Here is a 24364-nt window from a genome sequence, read left to right on the forward strand (position 1 = left end):
TGAATAAAAAATAAATTGCCTTATACCGGCGCAGAACCACACATCAGTTGCCGACAATCGCGGCATCGCAGCAGCGAAACTGCATTCATGCCTATCAGTGACTTCCCTGCTGCAAAAGTGCCCAATGCACAAATCCCCTTTTCGTCAAAACCCCGGAATTTCAACGTTTTCAAAATCGTGGTCACAGTCAGCAGCAGCACTGAAGTGTCAATCAACCGCACATATGCCTTCCGTGCTGCACAAACATCGTCGATCATTGCATTCATTGCTTCGACCCGTTCGAAAAATTGGCAACGATTCGTTTGAGCGCAGCGACCAATCTCGCTTGCTCCGCACTTGTCAAGCCATCGGTAATTCTCCCGTTGATTTGCTTCATCACGCCATGAATATCGTCGATATGGGCATCCATCAGCCGCTGCCCTTCGGCGGTGAGCTCAAGTAGAATCTGCCGTCGGTCGCTTTCCAGCTGGGAAGTCTTGATAAGCCCCGCACTTTCCAAGCGCTTGACAATGCCGCGAATCGTGGGATGGCTCAACACAAACCGGTCGGCGATTTCACGCTGCGTGACGGCGTGCCCATGTGCGTCGTGCAGATAGACCATCAACGTGATCTGCGGGCCGGTGAGGCTGTAGCCTTCGAACATCGAGGCGACGCGGTTGTTGAGTTCCTTCTCGATCAAGGTATTCGCCACTTTGATGAGCGGCCCCAAATTATCAGCTCCGGTCGCATCGAACTTCGCCTTTTCGTTTTCCATAGCTTGCTACACTAATCTCCTCTCCCGACTTATTCCCTACAAACAATACTGCCAAACCTGCCGTTTTGACTTCAAGTGCTTGAAGTCAATAGAGTGAAGGCATGAGCACTCAAAACTGGCATTCGATTGGCGAAGCGTCGCTTTATTGCGGGCTGCCGGAAAGCACGCTGCGTTATTACGAAGACGTCGGCATTATCACGCCGATCGCCCGCGACCCGGAAAGCGGCCATCGCGCCTACACCGACGATGACTTGCAGGCTCTGTTGATTATTTCCTGCCTTTCAGCCACCGGCATGCCATTGGCCAAAATGAAGGAATACATGGCCAATCGCAAGCGCGGACGCGAAGGCGCTCCCACCGAAATCGACCTGCTGCGCGACCAGAAACGTCGGCTCACCGAGGAACGCCGGTTCCTGATGGCCCGCGAAGAATATGTCAATCTCAAAATCAAGTTCTGGCAGGCCGTTTCGGACGGCGATGACGCCGAGGCTTCACGGATTGGTGCGGTGGCACATGAAAAGGTCAAACAACTCAGCCATTGGCACGACAACCAAGACAGCGGAACGGAAACAGCGGCCAAACTGACTGGCTCGGTAACGGGTACGGAAAGGTGAGGGAAAAACGATGTCCCAATGAAATTTCGCCCAAAACAAACATCGACCGACAGCCGACAAGTTAATCGAAAATTCCCAACAGAACCCTCAACGATTCTTTCACCGATCAATTCCGACAATCGTTCGTCCGACCAATTTGCCGTCAGTCAAACGCAACGATTTCGGGTGGAGTCGGCAATGAATCCCTAACCGGCAATCGTTCGTCCACCGACAGAGCTGCCGTCAAATACAACCCAGCCACGCATGTTCGCCATTCCCGATAATTCGATAATTCAATATCCATAGTCCAAAACGGAAGCGACCAGAACATCGTCGACAATCATCAACTAATAGAAAGCAGCACAACATGGAACGCATCACTTTGGGAGATTCCGGAGTCCGGATTTCGCCGATGTTCATCGGCGGCATGTCCTTTGGCAAGCCGGACCCGGAACAACACGTTTGGACCATCGATCAGGAGGGCACGCAGGCGGTCATCGCGCGGACGCTCGAGCTCGGCGTCAACGCCATCGACACCGCCAACTGCTACGCGCGAGGCACCAGCGAGGAATACATCGGCCAAGCCCTGAAGAACCTCAACGTTCCCCGCGATCAGGTCGTGCTCGCCAGCAAGGTCTACTTCAACGAGGGCCATTCCTCGGCCAAGGCCATCAAACGCGAAATCGAAGGCAGCCTGAAACGCCTGCAGACCGACTATCTCGACCTTTACATCCTGCATCGTTTCGACTACACCACGCCGATGGAAGAAACCATGCAGGCTCTCGACGAACTGGTACGCGCCGGCAAGGTCCGCGCCATCGGCGCCAGCGAAATGTTCGGTTATCAGTACCACAACCTTGAGGTCATCGCCGAGGAAAACGGCTGGACGAAACTCTCGACGCTGCAATGCCACTACAACTTGATCTACCGTGAGGACGAACGCGAGCTCATCCCGGTGGCCCGCCAGTACAACGCGGTTCCGACGCCATATAGCCCGTTGGCTTCCGGCCACCTCGCACGTAAGACCTGGGATTCGGAAACGCTTCGCGGCAGGACCGACAAAGTCGAACACAGCAAATACGACCGCGACCGCACCATCGACCAGCCCATCGTCGACCGCGTCGCGGAATTGGCCGGAAAGCGCGGGGTGAGCATGTCGCAAATCGCTCTGGCCTGGCACTGGGCCCACGGTCCGTCCGCCCCGATCGTCGGCTGCAGCTCCCCCAAGCGCGTCGATCAGGCGGTCGCGGCAATGGACGTCAAGCTGGCTCCAGAGGAAATCGACTATCTCGAAGCGCCTTACATCGCCCACGAACTGGTCGGCCCGTTGGCCCGCCCGGGCGAAAAGCCGCTGGCCGGAACCACCGTTCCGCCGGAAACCAAGTAACCATATAAATATCCACGCATCACAAAAGTCCTGCCGCGAATATTCCTATTCGCGGCGGGACTTTTGCGTTTTAGCGCGACAAAACAACTATCGACTGCCATTCGACGTATTCGCCATCAAACTTATGACGAATGCAGCCGATAGCCCAAAATCTAAAATTGCAACGGGGTGAAAAGCGATTAAACGGCAACCACCAAGAAAACGATTCGTGCAAATCCCTATATCCAAAATGTAAAGAAAACAATCAGCGCAAACCGCTATGCCCAAAACATAAAGAAAACTATCTCGGTATTTCGACCAGGCCACACCGATCAAGCAAATATCGATAACTCGCAAAGGTAATCTCGGTACCAAAAATCACATCCAGTCAGAGTAGCGAAAATCAACCATTTTATCGATGGATTTTTTCGATTTGTGTGAGGAATCAATCATTTTTAATTAATATTTTTCGATATTCATAGATATTCCATACCTATAATGGGAGAACCATCGAAGTCATTGCAAGGAGGCAAACATGAAGGCTGTTCGTTATTACGGTAAGGAACATATCCAAATCGACGACATCCCGGAGCCACAACTCAAGCCAGGCACGATCAAGGTGCGCCCGGCATATACCGGTATCTGCGGTTCGGATTTGCATATGTACTATAACGGGCCGGAATCCGTAGGCGGCAACATTCCCGGCCATCCGCACCCGATTTCGGGAGAAAGCATCCCGGTTGTCCTCGGCCATGAATTCTCCGGAACTGTCGAGGAAATCGCCGACGACGTCGACACCGATCTCAAAGTCGGCGACCATGTCTGCATCGAATCGATGATGGCCTGCGGCGAGTGCCCCTCCTGCAAAGCCGGTCACTACAACACTTGTGACAAGGTCGGCGGCATTGGCATCAATGGCCGCGGGGGCGGGATGAGCGAGCACGTCGTGGTCGAAGCCCGCTTCGTGCATGGCGTCGGTGACATTCCACTGGATCAGGCGGCGTTGCTGGAACCCTTCACCGTGGCCTATCATGCGGTGCGCCGCAGCGGGGCAAAGGCCGGTCAGACAGCGGTCGTCGGTGGCGCAGGCCCAGTCGGACTCATGCTCGGCGCGGTGCTCAAGGCCAAGGGACTGAAAGTCATCATGTCTGAACTCTCCGCAGTGCGCAAGCAAACCGCGAAAGACACCGGGGTGGCCGACGTGGTGGTCGACCCAAGCAAGGAAGACCTTGCCGAGCGTGTCAAGGCCGAAACCGATGGCGCCGGGGCCGACGTCGCTTTTGACGCTTCAGGCGCGGGTGTGGTCGTCCATCAGCTCATCGCAGCCGTCCGCGAAAGCGCCAACGTGGTCATCGTCGCCATTCACGTGCGTCCGCTTGAACTCGATGTGGCCAAAGAACTAACCCGCACCGAGAAGAACGTCATGACTTCTCTCGCCTACTGCAACGATCATCCGGGTTCGATCAAGCTCGTCCAAGACAAGCACATCGACCTCGCGCCGTTCATCACCGACAAGATTAATGCCGAGGACTTGGTCGACAAGGGCCTGAAACAGCTGCGTGATGACGGCGAACATCACGTCAAGATTCTCGTCCAGCTCTAAAGGAGATAAAAACGTCTCGGCCTTATAGCCGAGATCGCATTGCCAACAAAATGGGCCGTTATCTTTCTGGTAGCGGCCCTTTTCTGTGTTTGGCTATAAAGTTACAAGTCGAGTTCGCCAATCCGGGCGAAAGAATCATTGTCGCCCTTACTGGCCGTAAACCGACAATCCATTTTCATGACATTTTCGGTTTATCGCGATCATATACTCACTATAAAACCGTTATAAGCCAAGCCCTTCGACCCACTGGGCCAACGTCTCCTCGCTGACGTCCGACGTGAAGCGACGCCCCGTCTTCCACGTTGCCTTAGGCGCGCAACCATGCAGATGCTCGCCATTCGCACCTTCCAAACTCGATCCGGAAGTCGCGAACGTGACGATGGTCTTGCCCGTGAAATCCTGGCTTTCCAGGAATGTGCGCACAATTTGCGGCGCAACACCGAACCAGAGCGGGTAGCCGACAAACACCACGTCGTAATCCCCCACATTGATGGCTTTGGCCATCTGCGGACGGGCATCGACGTTATGCTCCACATTCACCCGGCTTTTCTCGTCCTCGTAATCGAGGTCAGAAGCGATATAAGGCATGGACGCTCGGATTTCCCTAATGTCGGCTTTGGCGGCCTTTGCCAGCTTTTGCGCCACGGCGCGCGTATTCCCGGTAGCGGAAAAATACGTTACCAATACTTTGTCAGCCATGAAGTTCCCTTTCTCCGATAATCATTGACAATCTGAACAATCAATGACACCAAGAACAGTCTAAACCGCATTAGGCAAAAGACGTAATCAAAATCACATATTTTACGTCGCGTCATAATATGAGGAATTTTTATAATCAGTAAATTAAGTCCATTTGAGGTACGCACTATATCAAACGCAACATTTTGGACGATTTGCATTAATTCTATGACTGCAAAAGTGCGCGCAAAGGGACTCGAACCCTCACGACAAAGTCACAGGAACCTAAATCCTGCGCGTCTACCAATTCCGCCATGCGCGCGTAACGACATTCAATCTATCAGATGTCCCGCACAATGCTGCCTTAAACCATTCTCACACCTCGCGTGCCATCAGGTAGTCGGTCTGCTTGTCGTCGCCCTGCCAGAACGCATGCTGGCCGACCCGCACGAAGCCCTTGCCGGTGTAGAAACGTTTCGCCGGTTCGTTATGCTCCCACACACCAAGCCACACCTTCTTAAGCCCCCGTTCGCGAGCCGTTTTCAGCGCCAGATTCATCAGCTGGGTGCCAAGCCCGCAACCTTTGAATGCCTTGCGAATGTAAAGCCGCTGGACTTCCATCGCGTCCAGGCCCATGTCCTCGACCTGTGCATCGCCGAAATTCAGTTTCATATAGCCTGCGGAGGTTTCCGTAGAATCAAGGGCATTGACGGGAGATGTAGGACTGGCAGAATTAGCGGAATCAGTAGGATTGACAGAATCGGTAGAATTGCTGAGATTGCCAGTATCAGCACCAGCAGTATCAGCAAAATCACCGGGATTGACAAAGCAAGCAGAATCGGCAGAGTCAGCGCCAGCATTGCCACTTCGATGGCCCTGCCTTTGCGCCTCGGTTTGCGCGCCTGACGGCATGGAAATGACGAAAAACATCGAGTCTGGATTCGCCAGTTCTTCGCGCAGAATCGGCTCAGCGTAGGTCTCTTCGAGATACTTTTGCATGTCCTCGTCCGAACTCGTCCCGTCAAAGGTATCAACATACGTTTCAACGCTCAGCCGGTGCAATAACTTGGCATCGTCAAGACCGCACTTTCTGATAGATCCTGAAATTCGCGAATCAGAATGTGACGAATTTGTCATCAGACAATCCCCCTGTTTAGGCCTTCTCCATATCCTACGGTTTCCATGGACTTTTCACGCCTCACAAAATCGCGCAATTCCAACGAATCTAACAAATATGATGCATTTATCGCATTCTTTTGGATCCACATACCTGAACGCAATAAACGCAAGGACTCTACGCCAAAAATTTCAAATATTGGTTTGAAAGACAATTTATGGGAATCTCGCTTCGTGTAGGCAACGCCGAAGTCTATGATATATCACAGTAGAGGGGCCAATTGGCCATATCGTCACACACGCGAAAAGAGAACCGAATCCATGTCAGCACTCATTCAACCGGCGACGCTGCTGCTCATTATTCTGCTGGGCTATCTTTTCAAGCGGACCGGTATTTTGGGGCCGAAAGACTACCGCGTGGTGCAGGTGCTCGAGTTCGATATCATTTTGCCCGGTGCCATTATCTATTCCTTCGCCACCAACCCGCACCAAATCAACCTTCTACTGCTCTCTTGCTTCTCGTTTTTCGCGGCGCTGATTCCGCCATTGCTGATTTTTGCGGCCACACGCCATCGACCCGTCGCTGACCGCGCATTTCTGATGCTCACCGGTAGTGGGTTCAATGTGGGCTGCTTCTGTTTCCCGATGGTCCAGGCGTTTCTGGGCCCCGCAGCGCTGGTACCCGCAGCAATGTTTGATATCGGCAACAATATCATGGTCGCCGCCGGCACAAACGTGATAACGCAGAGCCTGCTTCATATCGCCCCCGGCAAGACACTGGCCGAGCAGCATGCCGGTAACGCTCCGACCTTGCCACGCATCAAGGCCACCGACCGCGATGCGCGCCGGCTGCAGCGCCGCGCACTGATCGGTAACATCGTCAAGGGTTTCGTCACCTCACCGGCATTTGATACCTATATTCTGATGGTGGCATTGATGGTCTTCAACTTCCACTTCCCCACTTGGATCGCGCAAGTCTCGCAGCCTTTCTCCGACGCGAACGCGTTCTGCTCGATGGCGATGGTCGGCATGCTGACCGACCTGCCCGGTTCCAAGCGCGACCTGAAGTTCGTCGGTGAAATCATGGCCTGGCGCTTGCCATGCAGTATTATCTTCGCCTTGCTGGCGTGGTATACCCTGCCCTTCAACTCGCTTATTCGCGAGACCGTCGTGATGTGCTGCCTTGCGCCGACGGCTGTTTTCTCGACGATGTTCACCGACAAGGTGCTCGGCAATGCCAAACTTGCCGGCTTCATTCTTTGCCTCACCGCCGTGCTCGGCACGATTCTCATGACCGTCGCCCACTTCATCATTCACATGTAAATCGAGGCGCCGACCCGCCGTTCTGCGCCGCCTAAAACCAGTGAGAAAAGCACCAAAAAGAGCACAAAAAAGTGCTTTTCGCCTCAGCAAGCCCCTAAACCAGTGAGAAAAGCTCCTTTTTGAAGCAATTTTGGTGCTTTTCTCACTGAATTTCCTTTCAACAGCCGATGAGCGCCTTGATGGCTGGAGCGAGGGCGACGAAAGCCTTGTGACGGTGCGAAATGGCATTCTTTTCCTCGGCACTCATTTCGGCACTGGTCAGCTTTTCGCCGTTATCGTTCAGGCGACCGGGCTGATCGTTCGGTACGAAGATGGAATCGTAGCCAAATCCGTTCTCGCCACGGGGCTCACGAATCACCACGCCTCGCATTTCGCCAATTTTGACGGTTTCCTCGGCCTTCGGCGTCGTGCCGTTCGGCCGTTCCTCACCACAATGCTTCGGCACCACCAAAGCGGCCGCGCAATTGAATCGCGCACCGCGTTTGCCGTCGGGAATATCCTCAAGTTGCGCGAGCAGCAGGGCATTGTTGGCCTTGTCATGGCCATGGGCGCCAGCCCAACGCGCCGAAAGGATGCCAGGAGCCGCACCGAGCACATCGACAATCAGCCCACTGTCGTCGGCGAGCGCCGGCAAACCGGTTCGTTTGGCCACGTCCCGCGCCTTGATCAACGCGTTCTCCTCAAACGTCACGCCGGTTTCAATAGGGTCCGGCAGGTTCATCGAACCAGCCGAAACCAACTCGACGTGCTGTGCGGCCTTGCCCAGCTCAGCCTCGATGATATTGCGAATCTCGGGCAACTTGCCCTCGTTATGCGTGGCGACGACGATTTTCATGGCGTTTCCTTCTCGTATCGGTTGCATTTCTGACACGAATCATTCCAATTACGTTATCAATGCAACTATTACCTTGCGAATGTGACGCTAATCATCCTTGTTGCGTCACATTCGCAATAGATACATTGTAAACGAGACGCTAGGAGGGTCTTTCGCGTCACATCCGCGAGCTTGTATTGCAGATGCGACGATAACCGTTCACTTTGCGTCGCACCCACAATATGACATTGCATTTGCGACACTATGAACCTAATTTGCTTCGCAAACTCAACATGACTCCGTCTCAGTCCTTGGCGAGAGCCTCGTTTTGCGCGCGCTGGAGCTCTTTGTTGCCCTTTTCGGCCAGTTCGAGCAGCACGTTGAGCTCGTCGCGGGTAAAGGGACGATGCTCGGCCGTGCCCTGGATTTCGATGAACTTGCCGGAGCCGGTCATGGCGACGTTCATGTCGGTCATGGCCTGGCTGTCCTCGATATACGGCAGGTCAAGCATCGGAGTTCCGTTGATGATGCCCACGGAAACCGCGGAAATCTGATCTTTGATGGCTTTCTGCGCGGAACGGATGTGCTTGTGCTTCTCGGCCCAGTGCAGCGCATCGACCAGCGCGACGTAAGCACCGGTCACGGAAGCGGTACGGGTGCCGCCGTCGGCCTGCAGCACGTCGCAGTCCAGCTGCACCTGGTTCTCGCCCAGCGCCTTCATATCGATGACACCGCGCAAGCAGCGGCCGACCAAACGGCTAATCTCCTGTGTGCGTCCGCCGACCTTGCCCTTGACTGATTCACGCGGAGTGCGTTCGGAGGTGGCACGCGGCAGCATCGCATACTCGGCGGTGACCCAGCCCAGCCCGGAATCCTTGCGCCAGCGCGGGACGCCGGGCGCAAACGTCGCGGTGCACATCACGCGGGTGTTGCCGCATTCGATCAACACGGAGCCTTCCGGCGCATCGGTGAAATGACGGGTGATTTTGACGGGCCGCAGCTCGTCGACGGCACGTCCGTCAGGGCGCACCACAGTATCGCTATTCAGTAAATCTTTGATTTCAGCCATACCGCCAACCTACCATCAACCGGTCACGTTGACCGCGAAACCTGACCATTTGCACGACAGTGGCATCCGCGAAGAAGCAATCCGACCGCACCTTCCAGCGGCGTCGGCACCCTTACATCCAAATGCAATACAAAGCCAACGCACCAAATGCGACATTCCCCGCAGTCCCCACACTTTTGTGCTGGAAACAACGCATTTAAAATTTCTATTTAGGTCTTTTCCAGCATAAATGTGTGTGAAGTGCTGGAAACGACGCATTTAAAATTCATGATTACGTGTCTCCCGTATAAACCGCACAGAGACGTCGGAGACACGCAACCCCGGTCAGCCACGCGCACGACCCCATAAGCCACGCCCGCAACCATTCAGTCGCGAACAGCGCCGATCAGCGGTTTCTTCGGAAGAATGCGGTCAATGAGGAAGATAATCAGTCCTATAATGGCGAAACCGCCGAGACAGAGGAAAGCGGTGACCCACATATGGCTCCAGCCGATCTGGCTGACATCGATGAAGCCGTAAGGATACGGGTCGCCGCCGGTCTCGGGTCCGGAATGCGGCCAAAGCTGGGCGCGAATGAGCACGAACGCAAGATAGATCGGGAAATAGATGAGCCAGGTGAGCACATAATGCCACTTGAAGCGGCGATGGGCGTCGAAGAAGATGAAATCGATGACCGCCATAATCGGCACAACCCTGTGCAGGATCACATTGGTGACGATGCCGAACACATACTTGACCGTGGCCGGGTCGTCAGCCGGCATCAACGTGGCGGCCACCACACCGGTGACCACGATGTAAAGGGTAAGCACGCCCTTGAGCCAGGCCGGCGGCTGTTTGCCGTCGATAAGGCAGGCGATGCCGGCCCACAGCATCACCAGACCCAGTGTGAAGTTGGTTTGGTAGGTGAAGAAAACCCAGTAATTCGGCGTGGTCCAGGCCACGCTCGTAAATGCCAGACATAGAAACGCAACGATGAGGCGATAGATTCCGACAAAATATTTCATGCAACCAAGTTTATGGACACCTTGCGAAAAATAAAATGTCTACTTATAGTCATTATTACTATTAATCGCCGTTTCGGGTTAGAATCGAAACGAAAGCAACGCGGCCGGGCAAACCGGCAACGCAAATCCCACGGCCAGGTCGGCAACGTCGACAACGCTAAAGCCGCGGGCGATACACACCTCAGGGAGGCATGTGATGCTGGATTATTCACCGGCTTTGATGACCGATATGTACGAATACACGATGCTGGACGCGGCGCTCAAGGACGGCACCGCGAACCGCAAATGCGTTTTTGAGGTGTTCACGCGTCGCCTGCCGCTCGAGCGGCGCTATGGCGTCCTTGCCGGCACCGGACGCATTCTTGACGCACTCGAGCGTTTCCATCTGAACGATGATGACCTGAAATTCCTTTCTGACCGCAAAATCGTGAGCCCTGAAACCATCAAATGGCTCGAAAACTTCAAGTTCACCGGTTCCATCAAGGGCTATCGCGAAGGCGAGATGTTCTTCCCGGACTCCCCGATCCTTGAGGTCGAAGGCACGTTCGGCGAATGCACGCTGCTCGAGACGCTGCTGCTTTCGATCCTGAACTATGACTCCGCCGTGGCCTCCGCCGCCTCGCGCATGGTCAGCGCCGCCAAAGACCGCCCCTGCATGGATATGGGCGGTCGTCGGGCCAACGAATGGGCCGCAGTCGCCGCCGCCCGCGCGGCAGTGGTCGGCGGGTTCCAAGGCACCTCGAACCTGCTTGCCGCCCAGCTTTACGGCTTGAAGGCCATCGGCACATCGGCACACTGCTTCACCCTCGTCCACGATTCCGAGCGCGATGCCTTCGCCTCGCAAGTCAACGCCATGAGTGCGAACACCACGCTTCTGGTCGATACCTACGACATCGAAGAGGCCATCAAGACGGCCGTTGAAGTGGCGGGCCCCGACCTCGGCTGCGTGCGCATCGATTCCGGCGACCTCGCAGCCCTCGCCCAGCGCGTGCGCAACCAGCTCGACGCCCTCGGCGCCAAGAACACGAAGATCACCGTCACCAACGACCTCGACGAATACGCGTTGGCTGCGCTGCAGTCCGCGCCCGTCGACTCCTACGGCGTGGGCACGATGCTGGTCACCGGCTCCGGCGCACCGACCTGCGCCATGGTCTACAAACTCACCGAGCGCGAAGGCGAGGACGGCGAGATGGTGCCGGTCGCCAAGAAGTCGGAAGACAAGGCCACCGTCCCCGGCCGCAAGCTGGCGTTCCGTTCCTACGAATACGGCCTGGCCAACGGCGAGCACGTCATCTCCGGCTCGGAAGAGAAGCTGGCCCGGTTCCAGCCCGAAGACGGCTGGAAGGATCTGATGGTCAACTATATGGACCATGGCAAGGCCAACACGCGCTATCAGGGTCACGACGCCATCACCGCCGCGCACGAATATCGTGCAAAGGCCCTGGCCGAGCTGCCGATCACCGCACAGTCGCTGATGAAGGGCGATCCTTCAATCCCCACCCAAATCGACGTGTTGTAGAAATAAAACATAACGAATCGAATATAGATAGTCGAAAGCCAATCTGCGATTCAATCTGACACTAGTTATCAGACGAAATCGTGGATTGGCCTTTGCATATCATCTGCATATTCTCGTCAATATTCGCCGGGATCAAGTCAAAACCAAGGCGAAAATGCCGCAGTTCTATCAAGCAAATTCAATATGCAATATGAGCTCCCGGAATTCAGCACAACCGCGAAATATCACGGGAATCGACGGTCACCGAATCCAAAGCAAAAGGCTGTATATACCATTTATTCCTTGGTATATACAGCCTTTATAAAACGGTCGAAACACACGCCGCCGCAAACAACCCGCGACTTTACTTGCCGGTCATCTCCTCGTAGATGCGCTTGCAATCCGGGCAGACCGGATACTGCGACGGGTCGTGCTTTGGCACCCAGATCTTGCCGCACAGCGCCACCACGGGCCGCCCGGTAAGCTGGGACTCGCGCATACGGTCACGAGAAACGTAATGGGCAAAACGGTCCGCGTCGCCGTCGTCACTGCGCTGGGTTTCCTCTTTGGTTTCGGGGCGCTCAAGCACCGCCGTCCCCGCTCCTGAATCCGGGTTTTGGTTAGGGTTCTCGAATCCAGCCTCATCGCGCCAATCGCTCGACCGCCGAGCGGCTATATTCGCCCCTTCGAAAAAGTCAGCCATACTGTCTCCTTAACCGGTTATCCGGCCATCCAACCACACATCAAACATCGAAATACCGCATACATCATAACGTCGGGCGTTTACCGCAGGTAACGATTTACCCGCCATTCATCTCTCGGCATTACGAAATCACCAGAGCAATCGCCACAACTATCATCGGAAGTCAAGCTCGGAGCAATCGCCGGAGTCAATTGCCAAGCTGATCCTGAGTCCACGAATGACCCGTAGGATTGAGACCATCATAGTCGTCAATCTTGTTACCTGTATGACAATTATACATGGTCACATGCATATCAAACGAGCCGGGCTTGCGTTGGAAATAATGCAGAATCTGGGAATCGAACGGGTACGAACCCCAGAACCAAGGCGCCGCATCCTTATCAAGCCAAATAGAAAATTGCGAAAGATCCTTGCTGACGGTGTAATGATATTCAGGTTTTTGACTAAGGAATCCGGCGGCGAAATAGTTGATTTCATGCTCACGGTCGATAATCTCCCTTTTCCGTTGCCGCTCGGTGACCTTAAAGACCAGCTCACCCTTCTTGTTGACCGTGACATCGGTGAAGTCCTTGCTGTCCTTGAACTCTTTCGCGGCTTTTTTCTTGTCGTCGTCCTGGCTTGGCATGACGATTGTTTCCATTTTGTCAGGATCCGTCTTGGGCGCGCTTTTAGCGGGTTTGAGTACGGAACAGGCCGGCAAGGCAACCAGCGCGAACACAGCAACAACGATTGAAACGACGATTTTACGCAGCCAAAGTCCTAGCTTTCCGATCCGTCTGGAGGTTCCCTGCCTGTTTTTTCTTGAGCTTTTCATGATTGCCCACCAAATTTCTTATACGGAAAGTCCCACAGCTTATCACGCATAAACTGGTGCTCATCCACCTGCTTGTTGGCCATATCGTCGAAAAGAAGGATTTTCATATCATATTGTTTATTGTTTTCATCCTTCATGTAGTATTCAAACCCCTCAAGCGCAGGAATCATGCCGAAAACGGTGGGTATCATGGAACGCGGCAAATCTTTGTCCGCCCACACACGCATGACCGGCGGCTTTCCGTCGGCATCGTCCGCTTCGGCCTTGTGCCAAATCCGATAGTGATAATAAGGGCTTTTCTCCAAAAACTTCTGGGCTTCGACATCGATGCTGCGCTCGATCCAGTTGATGGCGTTGTCGCTCTGGTCATCATTGACACGTACCACCAGATAACCCTGATCATCGAAATAGCACATCGAGCTGATGCTATCGCCTGCGGCGCGAATCTCGGCTTCTATCTCCTCGTTGCTGACGGGTTTGCCGTCCTTGGAAATCCTGGAAACAAGTTCGGGCGGAAACATGACATCGCTGCCCGTTCCACCACCAATCTTGTTTACTCCGATGTGATAACTGCCGTTGTGCGTGGGAGCACTCGGCTGCTTTTGCACCCCGCAACCGGCCAACGCCGCCAGCATGAAGACCAGCGCCATCGCAAACGCTGCGCCACGTTCCACCAACCGTTTGCCGCTTCTTCGCATTCGCCGACCTTCTTGCCGTGTTTCCTGTACCAAACTACCAAAACCGTTTTATAGACCGTTTATCAACCATAATCGCAGGTCTCTGATAACAAAACCATTATTTTATAATAATTTATAATAATTTTGGCTTACATTCTTGTTTTATCGTAGCGTATTTCTGACTATCACATAGTGCGTGCTTCATATTCGCATCGGCGGAAATCAGCGTCAGGCGTTATTCTTGACAATATGACTATTGCAGTGTGCCCCGGCTCGTATGATCCAGTCACAGCAGGGCATTTGGATGTTATCGAACGCAGCGCGCGCATTTTCGAGACGGTTCACGTCGTGGTGGCTGTGAACAGTGCGAAAACTCCCATGTTTTCGGAAAGTACCCGCGTGGACGTCATCAAACGAGCGCTGGTCAAAGACGGATATCCCAATGTAGTAGTCGCTTCAACCGACGGCCTGATCACCGATTATTGCACCAAGGTCGGCGCATCGGTCATCGTCAAGGGACTGCGGCAAAACGGCGATTACGAGGCCGAGCTTGGAATGGCGCTGGTCAATCGCAAGCTTTCCGGCGTCGAGACCATGTTCCTGCCCGCAAATCCCATTCTTGAACACATTTCCAGCACCATCGTCAAGGATGTGGCGCGTCACGGCGGCGACGTCACCGGTATGGTGCCCGATTGCGTGGTCGGCATGCTCGCCGAGCAACTTCAAAAAGAAAAGAGTCAATGATGGCGGAAGACAAAAACCTCAACGACGAGGAAGACGATACCATTTCGAAGGTCATTCCGGTGGACGACCTTTCGCCGAACCGCGATGAAGAGGACGAGAGCATACGCTCCGAAACCTCCATTGACGGCGACGAAACCAGCGAAACGGAAAATGACGAGACCAACGAAACGTCATCCCCGAAAGCCACCAAACCGCTTTTCGCCTCGCCAGGAGATCTTCCGGACTTGCGGGAACAGCACGACGAACCATCAGACGATGACGAGAACAACGACTCGGATTCCAGCGACGAAGATGACAGGAACAACGCCGAGAGCAAAAGCCGCGACGAATTCACCACGGTTTATGACATCATCGACCAGATGAGCGCAACCGTGGAGGAAACCAAGTCGAGCATTTTCACTCCCGGCATGGTGCGCCTCGACCGCGACGAGTTCCTCGACCAGCTTGGCCAGCTCAAAGCCATGCTCCCCGTGCAGCTTGAACGCGCCTCTTCCCTGATGCGTGAAGCCGAACGCCGCTTGCAGAACGCCCAAAGTCAGGCCCAAGCCATCGTGGCCAAAGCTCAAAGCCAGGCCGCGCAAATCAAGCAGAACGCCGAGGAACAGGCGCAGATTCTCGCCGGTCAGGAGCGCATCGTCGACATCGCCCAGCAGAAGGCCCGCGTGATCATGGACAACGCCCAGACCAAGTCGACCAAGCTCGTGCAAGGTGCCAACGCCTATTGCGCTGATGTGATGAAGGCCTTGAAAGACCAGGTCACCACTTACGACCGCGACATCCGCAACGGCATCGACGTCATCGACAAGCGCCAGCACGAGGCGGCACAGGAGCTCGAAGCGACCCAGGCCGACGCGCTCGCCCAAAAGCAGACACCGGCTAAGAAAAACGAATAACATAAATAGACAAGATTTCAAGATCCGAAAGAACGAAACAGATATATGAGCAGACCTGAAGATTCGCAATGGGCCGTCAGCGTGGGGCAGATTATCTCGCGCCCCGGCCAGAGCAAAGCCGTTGACGCCGATTTTCCTGCGCCCAGCGGTATCGGCGACAATGTCATCGGTGTCAAGGAGGGCGCGCCCGTCAAAGTGACCGGCTCCTTCGACTCGATTGTTGACGGGCTGATTTTCACCGGGCGCTTCGACGCTCCGGTCCACGCGGAATGCGTGCGTTGCCTCACCCCGATCAAACGTGACTGGGGCATGAATGTCACGGCATTCTTCCCTTACGATTCCGCGAAAGCTTCCGTCAACGCGGATAACGGAAGCGGTAAGCACGACGAGGACATCGACATCATCGCCGGCGAGGACGAGTCGGAAGACACCTACCCGCTGAGCGCCGATTGCAATTTCGCCGATCTCGAGGCGCTTCTGCGCGACACATTGGTCGAGAACCTGCCGCTGCAACCGCTGTGCAAGCCTGATTGCAAGGGCCTGTGCTCGCAGTGCGGTGTGAATCTCAACGAACATCCCGACCACCATCACGACGTGGTCGACAACCGTTTCGCCGCTCTGGCCGGCCTCAAGGCCGAGCTGGAAAAGGAAGAGGGAAACAAATAATCCGACGTTCCCCGTCGCAAACGCAATCATTCATTGCAAACGTGACGCAACCCGTGCCATTACCGTCGCAAATGCAACAGTTCATTGCAAACGCGACGTAATGGCCACCTTTCCCGTCGCAAATGCAATAGTTCATTGGATTTGCGACTGACATCGACCATTCAACGTCTGATTTGCAATATCAAATATCAAGTAAGCGGCTAAAAGCTTGTACCCCGCCTGCTGTAGTATCTTATTTGCTTAAGCTCAAATTGTTCGAACGAAATAGAGGAATACCATGGCACTGCCAAAGTACAAGACTTCGCGAGCCAACACGCATTCGCGCCGCTCCAACTGGAAGGCCAGCGCGGCCAAGACCGTCGCCTGCCCCAATTGTGGTGCGCCGACCCTGCCGCACATGGCTTGCCCGAGCTGCGGTTCGTTCCGCGGCCGCGTCTATCGCGAGGCTATCAGCAAGTCGCTGAGCAAGTGAAACGCTAGCAAATAAAAGCCCTGCCATCGACGGGTGGCGGGGCTTTTGCATCTCTGCTTACGTTTCGGTTTGCACTCGATAATCTAAAAATAATTCAAACCATCATTACCCATCAAACGCCACCACGTAGATGTATTACAGTAACCAATTCGCTTTGATTGAGCTTAACGAGATTCGATATCCTGCTATTTGCTATCAAACGGCTTGATGCCCGCAATATATTCATCGGGGTCGTAAGGATTGGTAGAGGACTATCATGACCGATTCACAACACAACGAAAATACCGAACCCGCAGTCTCTGGTTCAGGTTCACAAACAACCGCAACAACGCCGCAATCCGATACCGCCAAATCCAGCTCCCCGCAGCAGGAACTGCTCGACCGGCTTGGCACCACGCTTTCGCCGGACCTGCTGGTGCAGGCGCTCACCCACCGCTCGTTCTCGCACGAACACGAAGGTGCGCCGAACTATGAGCGTCTGGAATTCCTGGGCGATGCGGTGCTTGAGTTCGTTTCCACGGAAACGCTGTATCGCGTCCATCCCGACATGAACGAAGGCCAGCTGGCGAAGATGCGGGCGATGGCCGTCTCGGAAAAGGCACTCTCACAGATTGCTCGCGAAAAACTCAAAGTAGGGCCGTATATCTTGCTCGGCCACGGCGAGGCGGAATCCGGCGGTGCCCAGAAAAGCTCGATTCTCTGCGACATCGTCGAATCGCTGATCGGCGCGACATTCGTGGAACACGGCATTGACGAGGCCCGCAAAGTCGTGCATCATCTGGTCGACGACGAGCTCAAAAAAGTCGCCACCGAGGGGCCGGCGCTGGATTGGAAGACCTCGTTGACCGTCAAGGCGCACGGTATGGGTCTCGAGGATCCGCGTTACCGTATGGCCGTTTCCGGCCCGGAATACGCGCAAGTCTTCACCGCCCGCGCCGTCGTCGGCGAGGATGACGAAATACTCGGTGTCGGCACCGGCACCAGCAAACGCAAGGCCCAGCTTGCCGCGGCAAAGGCCGCGTGGACGGAACTGGACACCAACCCAAGCAAACACCCTGCCAAAAAGCACCATCACGGCAATAGCAAATCGCAGCATTAAACGGCATTAATAAGGCTGAAATCAACAGTCATAGCCTGCATACCGATTATGCAAGTCATGACACTGCCAGCCAGCCAGACACAAAGGGCGCAATAAAGCTTTATCGGCTGAGTTGCAGCTTACGGCATTTCTACTTATTGCCATTCTACGAAGCCGCTGGGCCGGCATCCGATTCATCAGGTACCGGCCCAGCGCATATATTTTCCCGAGGTGCCGCCAGTATTTGGGCAACAGGCAATACCTCTGCTGACGGGGCGCTATGATATCTACCACATCGACATAGCGGCGTGGCCTGCCACAAACGGTCCGACGTAAGCCGAACGTCATCACCATGCGGGCGTACACCATACGACGCAGGTCACCGACAATCCTTATCAACCCGAAGAGACAAGAGGAATGATGGTGTCACCAACGCCTTTACAGGCATTCAGCGCGGTGCCGAAAGCACCGAAAACAAGCAAACAGACTCTCGTTGATGGAGAGAAGATGACCGGCGCGCAGGCGCTGATCCGCACGCTGGAAGATCTGGGCGTGCAGGACGTTTTCGGCATTCCGGGCGGCGCGATTCTGCCGGTTTATCACCAGATTCACGATGACACCAAGTTCCGTTTCGTGCTGATGCGCCATGAGCAGGGCGCAGGGCACGCGGCCGAGGGATATGCCGTGGCCACAGGGCGCGTGGGCGTGTGCATCGTCACCTCCGGACCGGGGGCGACGAATATGGTCACGCCGATCGCCGACGCGAATATGGATTCGGTGCCGCTTGTCGTCATTTCCGGTCAGGTCGGCGTGGACTCGATCGGTACCGACGCCTTCCAGGAAGCCGATACCGTCGGTATTACATACCCAGTGGTCAAACATTCCTACCTCGTCACCGACGCGCAGGATATTCCGCGCGTGCTCGCCGAAGCGCACTATATCGCACGTACCGGTCGCCCCGGCCCTGTCGTGGTTGACATCACCAAAACCGCACAGGTCGGCGATATGTATTACTCATGGCCGCAGAAACTGCTGCTTCCCGGCTACAATCCGACCACCAAACCGCATGGCCACGTGCTTCGCGAAGCCGTGAAGCTCTTCGAGCAGTCCTATCGTCCGGTGCTATACGTCGGTGGCGGTGCTGTGCGTTCCAACGCCGGAGCGCAGGTCAAGGAATTGGCCGACCTGACCGATTCCCCCATCGTCACCACGCTCCCAGCCCGCGGCATCGTGCCGGATTCCGACCCGAAGGTCTTGGGAATGCTGGGTATGCACGGGACTTTGGCAGCCACGGCGGCGGCACAGAAATGCGATCTGCTGGTGGCCATCGGCGCACGTTTCGACGATCGAGTGACCGGCAAGATGGAGGCTTTCGCCCCTGCGGCCCGTGTTGTCCATATCGATATCGACCCGGCCGAAATCGGCAAGCGCCGCCAGCCCGACGTGCCGATCGTCGGTGATGTGGCCGAAGTGCTCAACGCACTGAACGCCGAAATCAAGCGCGGACAGGCCATCCATGGCAAGCCGAGTCTTAAGCCTTGGTGGAATCTCATCAACTCGTGGCGCGAAAAATATCCGATGAAGTACGACGAAACGACGCCGGACGGCACCCTCTCGCCTCAGTGGGTCGTGGAGGAACTCTCTCGTCAGGCTTCGCCTTCCACCATTTGGGTTTCCGGCGTGGGCCAGCATCAGATGTGGGCCTCGCAGCTTATCGATTTCGAGAATCCGCATTCCTGGATTTCTTCGGGAGGCCTTGGAACGATGGGCTTCGGGCTGCCTGCTGCCATCGGGGCACGCGTGGGTTCCGCCCGCGATTTCGGCGGCAAGAAGCCGGTTTGGTTGATCGATGGCGACGGCAGTTTCCAGATGACCTCTGAAGAACTGGCGGCCGCGTTCGTCGACAACGCACCGGTGAAAATCGCGATTCTCAATAATTCCGTTTACGGCATGGTCCGTCAGTGGCAGACGCTCTTCTACGACAAGCATTATTCGCAGACCAGCATCCAGGACGGCGAGAACACCGAGGACATCATCAACGTCCCCGATTTCGTCAAACTGGCCGACGCGTATGGCTGCGTGGGTATTCGCGCGACAACGCAGGACGAGGCGAAGGCCGCCATCAAGCGAGCCAACGAAATCAACGACCGGCCGGTATTGATCGACTTCCGCGTTTACAAGGACGCGATGGTCTGGCCCATGGTCGCCGCCGGGCAATCCAACGACACCGTGACCTACATGCCGGGCGTGCAGCCGCTGTTGCATCATGATTCGACAGATCATATCGCCGATGATGATCAGCCTCAAGATGATAACGGCAGTGAAGCCAAAGCCGACAACACCGCAACCGCGGAAAACTAAGGACAAGGCGAAAGGAATATCATGGCAATTTATCCCGCATCCACTCCGCATAGCGAGCGTCACACCCTGTCCGTTCTGGTCGAGAACCGCCCCGGCGTATTGGCGCGTATAGCAGGCCTTTTCGCCCGCCGTGCCTTCAACATCAACTCGCTTTCCGTCTCCCCCACCGAACGCCCCGACATCTCGCGCGTCACCGTGACCGCCGACGTCGAGCAGGTGCCGTTGGAGCAAATCATCAAGCAGCTCAACAAACTGCTCCACGTCCTGAAGATCGTCGACCTCGACAACACCGACGCCGTTCAGCGCGAGCTGGTGCTCATCAAGGTCGCCGCCAACGAGACGAACCGTTCCGACGTCTTGGAAATCGTGCGCCTCTTCCGCGTCCGCGTGGTCGACGTGCACCCCGAGTCCCTGACCATCGAGGCCACCGGCGACGAGGGCAAGATCGACGCGCTGCTCGGCCTGCTGGACGACTTCGGCGTCATCGAACTGGTCCGTTCCGGCGCCGTCGCGGTGACCCGCGGCCCGCATGCCTTGAGTGAAAAGGTGGTCGGCAGCGAGATCACCGGCAGGTGACGGAATAACTATCGCTAATCAACTAGGACGGATATAGCCGTAAGGCCGTACCCGTCCTTTTATTTTGTGAATTCTCCTTTTGTGCTCTTTTGACAGTATGCTAGCATTTTGCTATCATATTATTAATCAACAGGAACAAGGAGGCATAATGAAGACGCTAGTAATTCACGACATCCCAACTGACCAGTTGGAAAAACTGAAATCTGTGGCTCAAGCTAATCACCGATCTGTTGAAACACAAGTAAGGCTAATCATTGAAGATGCCGTCGCGAAGAATGATCACTCTTTAACTTCAGCAGAATTATTCGCGAAATGCCATGCTTTGCTAGGAGACAGGGGACTTGAAGCCAATGAGGAATTAGTCCCGCCACGCGAAAAGGACAATATGCGCCCAGTCAACTTCGATTGATGATCCAATCGATATCACTTCACGTTACATGTCTTTTAATACAAAAAATAAATAAAGGAGAAACCCATGGCCACTCTCACTATCAGAAAAGTCGATGACGAAACAGTCGACAAGTTGAAGACCATCGCTAAAGAAAACAACCGATCAACAGAAGCTGAAGTGCGTTCTATTGTAGAAGATTTCACAGCAGGCCTGTTAGTACGCAAAGAAGTCGAAGAGACCAACTTCTACGATGACCTGCGAAATTACATGGAGCAAGAAGGCATTAAGGGAATTAACGATTTCCATTTACCTTCCCGCGACCAGACCGCCGAGCCTATGACATTCGAGTAATCATGATTATCTTAGACACCAATGTGGTTAGCGAAATGTTTAAGGAAGATCCCGATAGTCACGTTGCACAATGGTTCAAGGATCAGAAGCAGAGTTCTCTTCGACTTTGTTCAATAACCGTCGGAGAATTGCTATATGGACTTCGTCTTATGCCTGATGGACACAAAAAACGTGATTTGTCGGACTTGATTACTCGAACGTTGATGAAATATAACGGCCGAATACTCTCTCTTAACGCCACAGCTGCGAATAGATATGCAGCAATAGCTTCAAGACGCAAACAAGCCGGACACAATGTGGGCATATTTGACACTCAAATCGCCGGGATTGCAGCGGCTAACCATTGTTCCATTGCTACCAGAAATACCAAAGACTTCGAGGATTCAGGAATAGAGATCATCAACCCTTGGGAGTACGAAGGATAACAGATTGATCTATTCAACCTGTTCGGAGAGATCCATCCACTCGGACTCCAGAGACTCGGACTCGGCGGAGTTGGCGGAGAGCTGTTCGTTGAGCTTGCCCAGGCCTACGTAATCGGCCGGGTCGTGAGCGGCCATTTTTTGCTCGATCTTGGACTTTTCGGTTTCGAGTTTGGCTAGTTTGCGTTCAATGGCTGAGAGACGACGAGTGGCGTCGTGGAAGGCCTTGCCGGTCAGCTTCGGTTCGCCGGATTGCGAATCGGCATCGTCACTGTTGCCGTTATCGCTTGCGTTTGCATTTGACGATTGGGATGCAGACGTGCTGCTTGAGGAAGAGCCCCTGCCTGACGACTTACCACCACGGTTGCCGCCGATAACCTCATCAAGCGTTTCGCCGTTCTCGATTTTACGAACCATTTCAAGATAGTCATCCACGCCGCCGGGAAGGTGACGGACCTTGCCGCCAATCAGCGCGAACTGTTCATCGGTCACACGTTCAAGCAGGTAGCGGTCATGGGAAACCACAATCAGCGTGCCCGGCCAGGAATCGAGCAAATCCTCCATTACGGCCAACATATCGGTATCGAGGTCGTTGCCCGGCTCATCGAGAATCAAGACATTGGGCTCATCCAGCAGAATCAGCAACAGCTGCATGCGGCGCTTCTGACCGCCGGAAAGGTCGGCGATCGGTGTCATCAGCTGAGCGGCCGAGAAGCCGAGCCGTTCCATCAGCTGACTGGTCGAAACCTCTTTGCCGTCGACTTCGTAAGTCGGCTTGTAGCGGCTCAGCACTTCCTTGATCTTGTATTTGCCAAGCTTCTCCAGCTCGTCCAGCCGTTGCGAAAGCACCGCGAACTTGACGGTCTTGCCGATTTTGACGTGCCCGACCGTCGGCGTCAAGGTGCCGTCGATAATCTTCAGCAAGGTCGACTTGCCGGCACCGTTTGCGCCGACAATGCCGAATCGATCGCCAGGACCAATAAGCCATGTAACGTCATCAAGAATCTTGCGCCCGCTGACCGTCACCCGCTGAGCCGATGATGTGACAGCGGGTTTATCCTCGCCATCGGATTCATCGGTATTGGCTGCGTTGTCTTTCTCGCCAACAGAAACATCAGAAATATCGGCATCATTCGTTTCATCAGAGAGCTGCACGACTGTATCGGTTTCCGCCGTAGTCTGCTTTTCTCTGGCTTCGGAATTTTCAGCCTTCGCGTCAACCAACCGGTCATCATCCAAGTCGTCAACAGCCAATTCGACGGAACCCATGACTCTTGGCTCCTCGTACAAAGCCGGAACCACATCAACACGCGAAGCGGAATCATTACTGGCATTACTGGAATCGTCAACCGAAACATCAGATTCATCACCTGATGATTCGCCTTGAAGATGTTCGAAAATCTGGGTCACATCGTTTAAGTCGACGACCTGCTTGCCAAGTCTCGAAGTCGCCATCTGTTTGAGCTGTAACGTATTACGCATCGGCGGCACGTCAGCAATGAGTTCGTTGGCTTGCTTGACATGGAACTTCTGCTTGGTGGCACGGGCGCGAGCGCCGCGAGTCAGCCACGCCAACTCTTTGCGGGCCAAGTTGCGACGACGTTCCTCACGGATATCGGCCTGACGATCACGTTCGACGCGTTGGAGCATGTAGGCGCTGTAGCCGCCTTCGAACGGGTCAATCACCCCGTCATGTACCTCCCACATCGATTCGCAGACCTCGTCGAGGAACCAGCGGTCGTGGGTGACCAGCAGCAGCGCGCCCTGCCCGTTGGCCCAACGGTTCTTCAGATGTTCCGCAAGCCAGTGAATGGTGACGATATCCAAATGGTTCGTGGGCTCGTCAAGCGCCAGAATGTCCCAATCCTTCAAAAGCAGCCGTGTCAAATCGGCGCGTCGACGTTGCCCGCCGGAAAGCGAACCGACCTTGGCGTCGAGACTTAAACCTCCCAGCAGTGCCTCAACGATTTCGCGTGAACGCGTGTCGGACGCCCACTGGTAATCCTCGCGCCCCTCAAGCGCGGCCTGCCGCACTGTGGCGTTGTCATCAAGCGGATCGCGTTGATCCAACATGCCAAAAGTCAGTCCATTACGAGTGGTCACACGCCCGGAATCGGGCTGCTGCGTACCTGCAAGTAAGTGCAGAAGTGTTGATTTCCCATCGCCGTTCTTGCCGACGATGCCGATGCGGTCGCCCTCGAAGACGCCCTGCGTTACATCGGTGAAAATGGTTTTAGTTGCGAAATCAAGCGAAACGTGTTCAAGTCCCAAGTCATAAGTCGGCATAGTGATTCGATGCTACCGCCTGCTGCCAACACCCTTGAGCCCACAACCGAAGCAGATATCGAGTCGCCCGCCATGTCCATTCAAAGCGCTGCGAAAGAAAAGCACCAACTGA

26 protein-coding genes and 1 tRNA gene are annotated in these 24364 nt (G+C 54.8%); 15 read left to right on the forward strand and 12 right to left on the reverse strand.

The window, feature by feature from the left end:
* Positions 1-20 precede the first annotated feature (20 nt).
* Both OZX67_RS08070 and OZX67_RS08075 read right to left on the reverse strand, forming a co-directional pair.
* Positions 21-257: a hypothetical protein gene (locus OZX67_RS08070; RefSeq protein ID WP_277142409.1), complete on the reverse strand. Its 237-nt coding sequence runs from the start codon at positions 255-257 to the stop codon at positions 21-23.
* Between the two features lie 5 nt (positions 258-262).
* Positions 263-754 (reverse strand): MarR family transcriptional regulator, encoded by a 492-nt coding sequence (locus tag OZX67_RS08075; RefSeq protein WP_277142411.1) that lies wholly within the window; start codon positions 752-754, stop codon positions 263-265.
* 101 nt (positions 755-855) lie between these two features.
* Here OZX67_RS08075 and OZX67_RS08080 point away from each other — a divergent pair, with 101 nt between their 5' ends.
* The 3 genes from OZX67_RS08080 to OZX67_RS08090 all read left to right on the forward strand — a co-directional run bounded on the left by OZX67_RS08080 (position 856) and on the right by OZX67_RS08090 (position 4316).
* Positions 856-1368: a MerR family transcriptional regulator gene (locus OZX67_RS08080; RefSeq protein ID WP_277142413.1), complete on the forward strand. Its 513-nt coding sequence runs from the start codon at positions 856-858 to the stop codon at positions 1366-1368.
* Positions 1369-1714: 346 nt separating this feature from the next.
* Positions 1715-2734 carry an aldo/keto reductase gene (locus OZX67_RS08085; RefSeq protein WP_277142415.1) on the forward strand — a complete coding sequence of 340 codons (1020 nt, stop codon included), beginning with the start codon at positions 1715-1717 and terminating at the stop codon, positions 2732-2734.
* A gap of 514 nt (positions 2735-3248) precedes the next feature.
* Entirely contained in the window at positions 3249-4316 is a 1068-nt protein-coding gene (locus tag OZX67_RS08090; protein ID WP_277142418.1) for a 2,3-butanediol dehydrogenase, read from the forward strand.
* A 222-nt stretch (positions 4317-4538) separates the two neighbouring features.
* Here the strand turns inward: OZX67_RS08090 and OZX67_RS08095 are convergent, their stop codons facing one another.
* The 3 genes from OZX67_RS08095 to OZX67_RS08105 form a co-directional block, all read right to left on the reverse strand.
* Positions 4539-5015: a flavodoxin gene (locus OZX67_RS08095; RefSeq protein WP_277142420.1), complete on the reverse strand. Its 477-nt coding sequence runs from the start codon at positions 5013-5015 to the stop codon at positions 4539-4541.
* Positions 5016-5235: 220 nt separating this feature from the next.
* Positions 5236-5316, reverse strand: a tRNA-Leu gene (locus OZX67_RS08100).
* Between the two features lie 53 nt (positions 5317-5369).
* The gene (locus OZX67_RS08105) at positions 5370-6131 is read right to left on the reverse strand and encodes a GNAT family N-acetyltransferase (protein WP_277142422.1); all 762 of its coding nucleotides are present in this window, start codon (positions 6129-6131) and stop codon (positions 5370-5372) included.
* A 300-nt stretch (positions 6132-6431) separates the two neighbouring features.
* Here OZX67_RS08105 and OZX67_RS08110 point away from each other — a divergent pair, with 300 nt between their 5' ends.
* Positions 6432-7433, forward strand: a complete 1002-nt coding sequence (locus tag OZX67_RS08110; protein ID WP_277142424.1) for an AEC family transporter — start codon at positions 6432-6434, stop codon at positions 7431-7433.
* A 157-nt stretch (positions 7434-7590) separates the two neighbouring features.
* Here OZX67_RS08110 and rdgB read toward each other — a convergent pair whose 3' ends face one another.
* The 3 genes from rdgB to OZX67_RS08125 form a co-directional block, all read right to left on the reverse strand.
* The gene (rdgB, locus tag OZX67_RS08115) at positions 7591-8268 is read right to left on the reverse strand and encodes an RdgB/HAM1 family non-canonical purine NTP pyrophosphatase (RefSeq protein WP_277142426.1); all 678 of its coding nucleotides are present in this window, start codon (positions 8266-8268) and stop codon (positions 7591-7593) included.
* A 283-nt stretch (positions 8269-8551) separates the two neighbouring features.
* A complete protein-coding gene (rph, locus tag OZX67_RS08120; RefSeq protein ID WP_277142428.1) occupies positions 8552-9316 on the reverse strand; it encodes a ribonuclease PH in 765 nt (254 codons plus the stop codon).
* A gap of 365 nt (positions 9317-9681) precedes the next feature.
* Positions 9682-10320, reverse strand: coding sequence for a Pr6Pr family membrane protein (locus OZX67_RS08125; RefSeq protein ID WP_277142430.1), 639 nt, complete (start codon positions 10318-10320; stop codon positions 9682-9684).
* A 196-nt stretch (positions 10321-10516) separates the two neighbouring features.
* Here OZX67_RS08125 and OZX67_RS08130 point away from each other — a divergent pair, with 196 nt between their 5' ends.
* Positions 10517-11839 carry a nicotinate phosphoribosyltransferase gene (locus OZX67_RS08130; protein ID WP_277142432.1) on the forward strand — a complete coding sequence of 441 codons (1323 nt, stop codon included), beginning with the start codon at positions 10517-10519 and terminating at the stop codon, positions 11837-11839.
* 343 nt (positions 11840-12182) lie between these two features.
* Here OZX67_RS08130 and OZX67_RS08135 read toward each other — a convergent pair whose 3' ends face one another.
* The 3 genes from OZX67_RS08135 to OZX67_RS08145 form a co-directional block, all read right to left on the reverse strand.
* Positions 12183-12521, reverse strand: coding sequence for a DUF3039 domain-containing protein (locus OZX67_RS08135; protein WP_277142434.1), 339 nt, complete (start codon positions 12519-12521; stop codon positions 12183-12185).
* Between the two features lie 187 nt (positions 12522-12708).
* Positions 12709-13335 carry a hypothetical protein gene (locus tag OZX67_RS08140; RefSeq protein ID WP_277142435.1) on the reverse strand — a complete coding sequence of 209 codons (627 nt, stop codon included), beginning with the start codon at positions 13333-13335 and terminating at the stop codon, positions 12709-12711.
* Positions 13332-14033 (reverse strand): hypothetical protein, encoded by a 702-nt coding sequence (locus OZX67_RS08145; protein ID WP_277142437.1) that lies wholly within the window; start codon positions 14031-14033, stop codon positions 13332-13334. Before OZX67_RS08145 ends, OZX67_RS08140 begins: the two co-directional genes overlap by 4 nt.
* 228 nt (positions 14034-14261) lie before the next feature.
* Between OZX67_RS08145 and coaD the strand changes: the two genes are divergently transcribed.
* The 10 genes from coaD (at position 14262) to OZX67_RS08195 (ending at position 21969) form a co-directional block, all read left to right on the forward strand.
* The gene (coaD, locus tag OZX67_RS08150) at positions 14262-14756 is read left to right on the forward strand and encodes a pantetheine-phosphate adenylyltransferase (RefSeq protein WP_277142440.1); all 495 of its coding nucleotides are present in this window, start codon (positions 14262-14264) and stop codon (positions 14754-14756) included.
* The gene (locus tag OZX67_RS08155) at positions 14753-15649 is read left to right on the forward strand and encodes a cell division protein (RefSeq protein ID WP_277142442.1); all 897 of its coding nucleotides are present in this window, start codon (positions 14753-14755) and stop codon (positions 15647-15649) included. The genes coaD and OZX67_RS08155 overlap by 4 nt, the downstream gene beginning before the upstream one ends.
* A gap of 45 nt (positions 15650-15694) precedes the next feature.
* Positions 15695-16315 carry a DUF177 domain-containing protein gene (locus tag OZX67_RS08160; RefSeq protein ID WP_277142444.1) on the forward strand — a complete coding sequence of 207 codons (621 nt, stop codon included), beginning with the start codon at positions 15695-15697 and terminating at the stop codon, positions 16313-16315.
* Between the two features lie 277 nt (positions 16316-16592).
* Positions 16593-16787, forward strand: coding sequence for a 50S ribosomal protein L32 (gene rpmF, locus OZX67_RS08165; protein ID WP_277142447.1), 195 nt, complete (start codon positions 16593-16595; stop codon positions 16785-16787).
* A 256-nt stretch (positions 16788-17043) separates the two neighbouring features.
* Positions 17044-17886, forward strand: coding sequence for a ribonuclease III (gene rnc, locus OZX67_RS08170; protein WP_277142449.1), 843 nt, complete (start codon positions 17044-17046; stop codon positions 17884-17886).
* A 399-nt stretch (positions 17887-18285) separates the two neighbouring features.
* A complete protein-coding gene (locus OZX67_RS08175) occupies positions 18286-20226 on the forward strand; it encodes an acetolactate synthase large subunit (protein ID WP_277145046.1) in 1941 nt (646 codons plus the stop codon).
* A 21-nt stretch (positions 20227-20247) separates the two neighbouring features.
* On the forward strand, positions 20248-20802 hold the full coding sequence (ilvN, locus tag OZX67_RS08180) for an acetolactate synthase small subunit (protein WP_277142451.1): 555 nt from the start codon (positions 20248-20250) through the stop codon (positions 20800-20802).
* A gap of 148 nt (positions 20803-20950) precedes the next feature.
* The gene (locus OZX67_RS08185; RefSeq protein ID WP_277142453.1) at positions 20951-21211 is read left to right on the forward strand and encodes an Arc family DNA-binding protein; all 261 of its coding nucleotides are present in this window, start codon (positions 20951-20953) and stop codon (positions 21209-21211) included.
* Positions 21212-21277: 66 nt separating this feature from the next.
* On the forward strand, positions 21278-21544 hold the full coding sequence (locus tag OZX67_RS08190) for a DNA-binding protein (protein ID WP_277142455.1): 267 nt from the start codon (positions 21278-21280) through the stop codon (positions 21542-21544).
* Positions 21545-21546: 2 nt separating this feature from the next.
* Positions 21547-21969 (forward strand): type II toxin-antitoxin system VapC family toxin, encoded by a 423-nt coding sequence (locus OZX67_RS08195; RefSeq protein WP_277142457.1) that lies wholly within the window; start codon positions 21547-21549, stop codon positions 21967-21969.
* 9 nt (positions 21970-21978) lie between these two features.
* On the opposite strand, the gene OZX67_RS08200 is transcribed toward OZX67_RS08195, so the two are convergent.
* Entirely contained in the window at positions 21979-24252 is a 2274-nt protein-coding gene (locus OZX67_RS08200) for an ABC-F family ATP-binding cassette domain-containing protein (protein ID WP_277142459.1), read from the reverse strand.
* Positions 24253-24364: the final 112 nt, after the last annotated feature.

It is taken from the genome of Bifidobacterium sp. ESL0728, assembly GCF_029392015.1.
Taxonomy (GTDB): domain Bacteria; phylum Actinomycetota; class Actinomycetes; order Actinomycetales; family Bifidobacteriaceae; genus Bifidobacterium.

What these genes read in the sequence shown, in the direction of transcription:
- ilvN (WP_277142451.1), top strand. Translation starts at nt 20,248, where the DNA reads ATGGCAATTTATCCCGCATCCACTCCGCATAGCGAGCGTCACACCCTG.
- rph (WP_277142428.1), bottom strand. Translation starts at nt 9,316, where the DNA reads ATGGCTGAAATCAAAGATTTACTGAATAGCGATACTGTGGTGCGCCCT.
- OZX67_RS08070 (WP_277142409.1), bottom strand. Translation starts at nt 257, where the DNA reads ATGATCGACGATGTTTGTGCAGCACGGAAGGCATATGTGCGGTTGATT.
- OZX67_RS08130 (WP_277142432.1), top strand. Translation starts at nt 10,517, where the DNA reads ATGCTGGATTATTCACCGGCTTTGATGACCGATATGTACGAATACACG.
- OZX67_RS08110 (WP_277142424.1), top strand. Translation starts at nt 6,432, where the DNA reads ATGTCAGCACTCATTCAACCGGCGACGCTGCTGCTCATTATTCTGCTG.
- OZX67_RS08145 (WP_277142437.1), bottom strand. Translation starts at nt 14,033, where the DNA reads ATGCGAAGAAGCGGCAAACGGTTGGTGGAACGTGGCGCAGCGTTTGCG.
- OZX67_RS08135 (WP_277142434.1), bottom strand. Translation starts at nt 12,521, where the DNA reads ATGGCTGACTTTTTCGAAGGGGCGAATATAGCCGCTCGGCGGTCGAGC.
- OZX67_RS08095 (WP_277142420.1), bottom strand. Translation starts at nt 5,015, where the DNA reads ATGGCTGACAAAGTATTGGTAACGTATTTTTCCGCTACCGGGAATACG.
- OZX67_RS08140 (WP_277142435.1), bottom strand. Translation starts at nt 13,335, where the DNA reads ATGAAAAGCTCAAGAAAAAACAGGCAGGGAACCTCCAGACGGATCGGA.
- OZX67_RS08090 (WP_277142418.1), top strand. Translation starts at nt 3,249, where the DNA reads ATGAAGGCTGTTCGTTATTACGGTAAGGAACATATCCAAATCGACGAC.
- OZX67_RS08200 (WP_277142459.1), bottom strand. Translation starts at nt 24,252, where the DNA reads ATGCCGACTTATGACTTGGGACTTGAACACGTTTCGCTTGATTTCGCA.
- coaD (WP_277142440.1), top strand. Translation starts at nt 14,262, where the DNA reads ATGACTATTGCAGTGTGCCCCGGCTCGTATGATCCAGTCACAGCAGGG.
- OZX67_RS08075 (WP_277142411.1), bottom strand. Translation starts at nt 754, where the DNA reads ATGGAAAACGAAAAGGCGAAGTTCGATGCGACCGGAGCTGATAATTTG.
- OZX67_RS08125 (WP_277142430.1), bottom strand. Translation starts at nt 10,320, where the DNA reads ATGAAATATTTTGTCGGAATCTATCGCCTCATCGTTGCGTTTCTATGT.
- OZX67_RS08195 (WP_277142457.1), top strand. Translation starts at nt 21,547, where the DNA reads ATGATTATCTTAGACACCAATGTGGTTAGCGAAATGTTTAAGGAAGAT.
- rdgB (WP_277142426.1), bottom strand. Translation starts at nt 8,268, where the DNA reads ATGAAAATCGTCGTCGCCACGCATAACGAGGGCAAGTTGCCCGAGATT.
- OZX67_RS08080 (WP_277142413.1), top strand. Translation starts at nt 856, where the DNA reads ATGAGCACTCAAAACTGGCATTCGATTGGCGAAGCGTCGCTTTATTGC.
- OZX67_RS08185 (WP_277142453.1), top strand. Translation starts at nt 20,951, where the DNA reads ATGAAGACGCTAGTAATTCACGACATCCCAACTGACCAGTTGGAAAAA.
- OZX67_RS08175 (WP_277145046.1), top strand. Translation starts at nt 18,286, where the DNA reads ATGGTGTCACCAACGCCTTTACAGGCATTCAGCGCGGTGCCGAAAGCA.
- OZX67_RS08160 (WP_277142444.1), top strand. Translation starts at nt 15,695, where the DNA reads ATGAGCAGACCTGAAGATTCGCAATGGGCCGTCAGCGTGGGGCAGATT.
- OZX67_RS08105 (WP_277142422.1), bottom strand. Translation starts at nt 6,131, where the DNA reads ATGACAAATTCGTCACATTCTGATTCGCGAATTTCAGGATCTATCAGA.
- OZX67_RS08190 (WP_277142455.1), top strand. Translation starts at nt 21,278, where the DNA reads ATGGCCACTCTCACTATCAGAAAAGTCGATGACGAAACAGTCGACAAG.
- OZX67_RS08085 (WP_277142415.1), top strand. Translation starts at nt 1,715, where the DNA reads ATGGAACGCATCACTTTGGGAGATTCCGGAGTCCGGATTTCGCCGATG.
- rpmF (WP_277142447.1), top strand. Translation starts at nt 16,593, where the DNA reads ATGGCACTGCCAAAGTACAAGACTTCGCGAGCCAACACGCATTCGCGC.
- OZX67_RS08155 (WP_277142442.1), top strand. Translation starts at nt 14,753, where the DNA reads ATGATGGCGGAAGACAAAAACCTCAACGACGAGGAAGACGATACCATT.
- rnc (WP_277142449.1), top strand. Translation starts at nt 17,044, where the DNA reads ATGACCGATTCACAACACAACGAAAATACCGAACCCGCAGTCTCTGGT.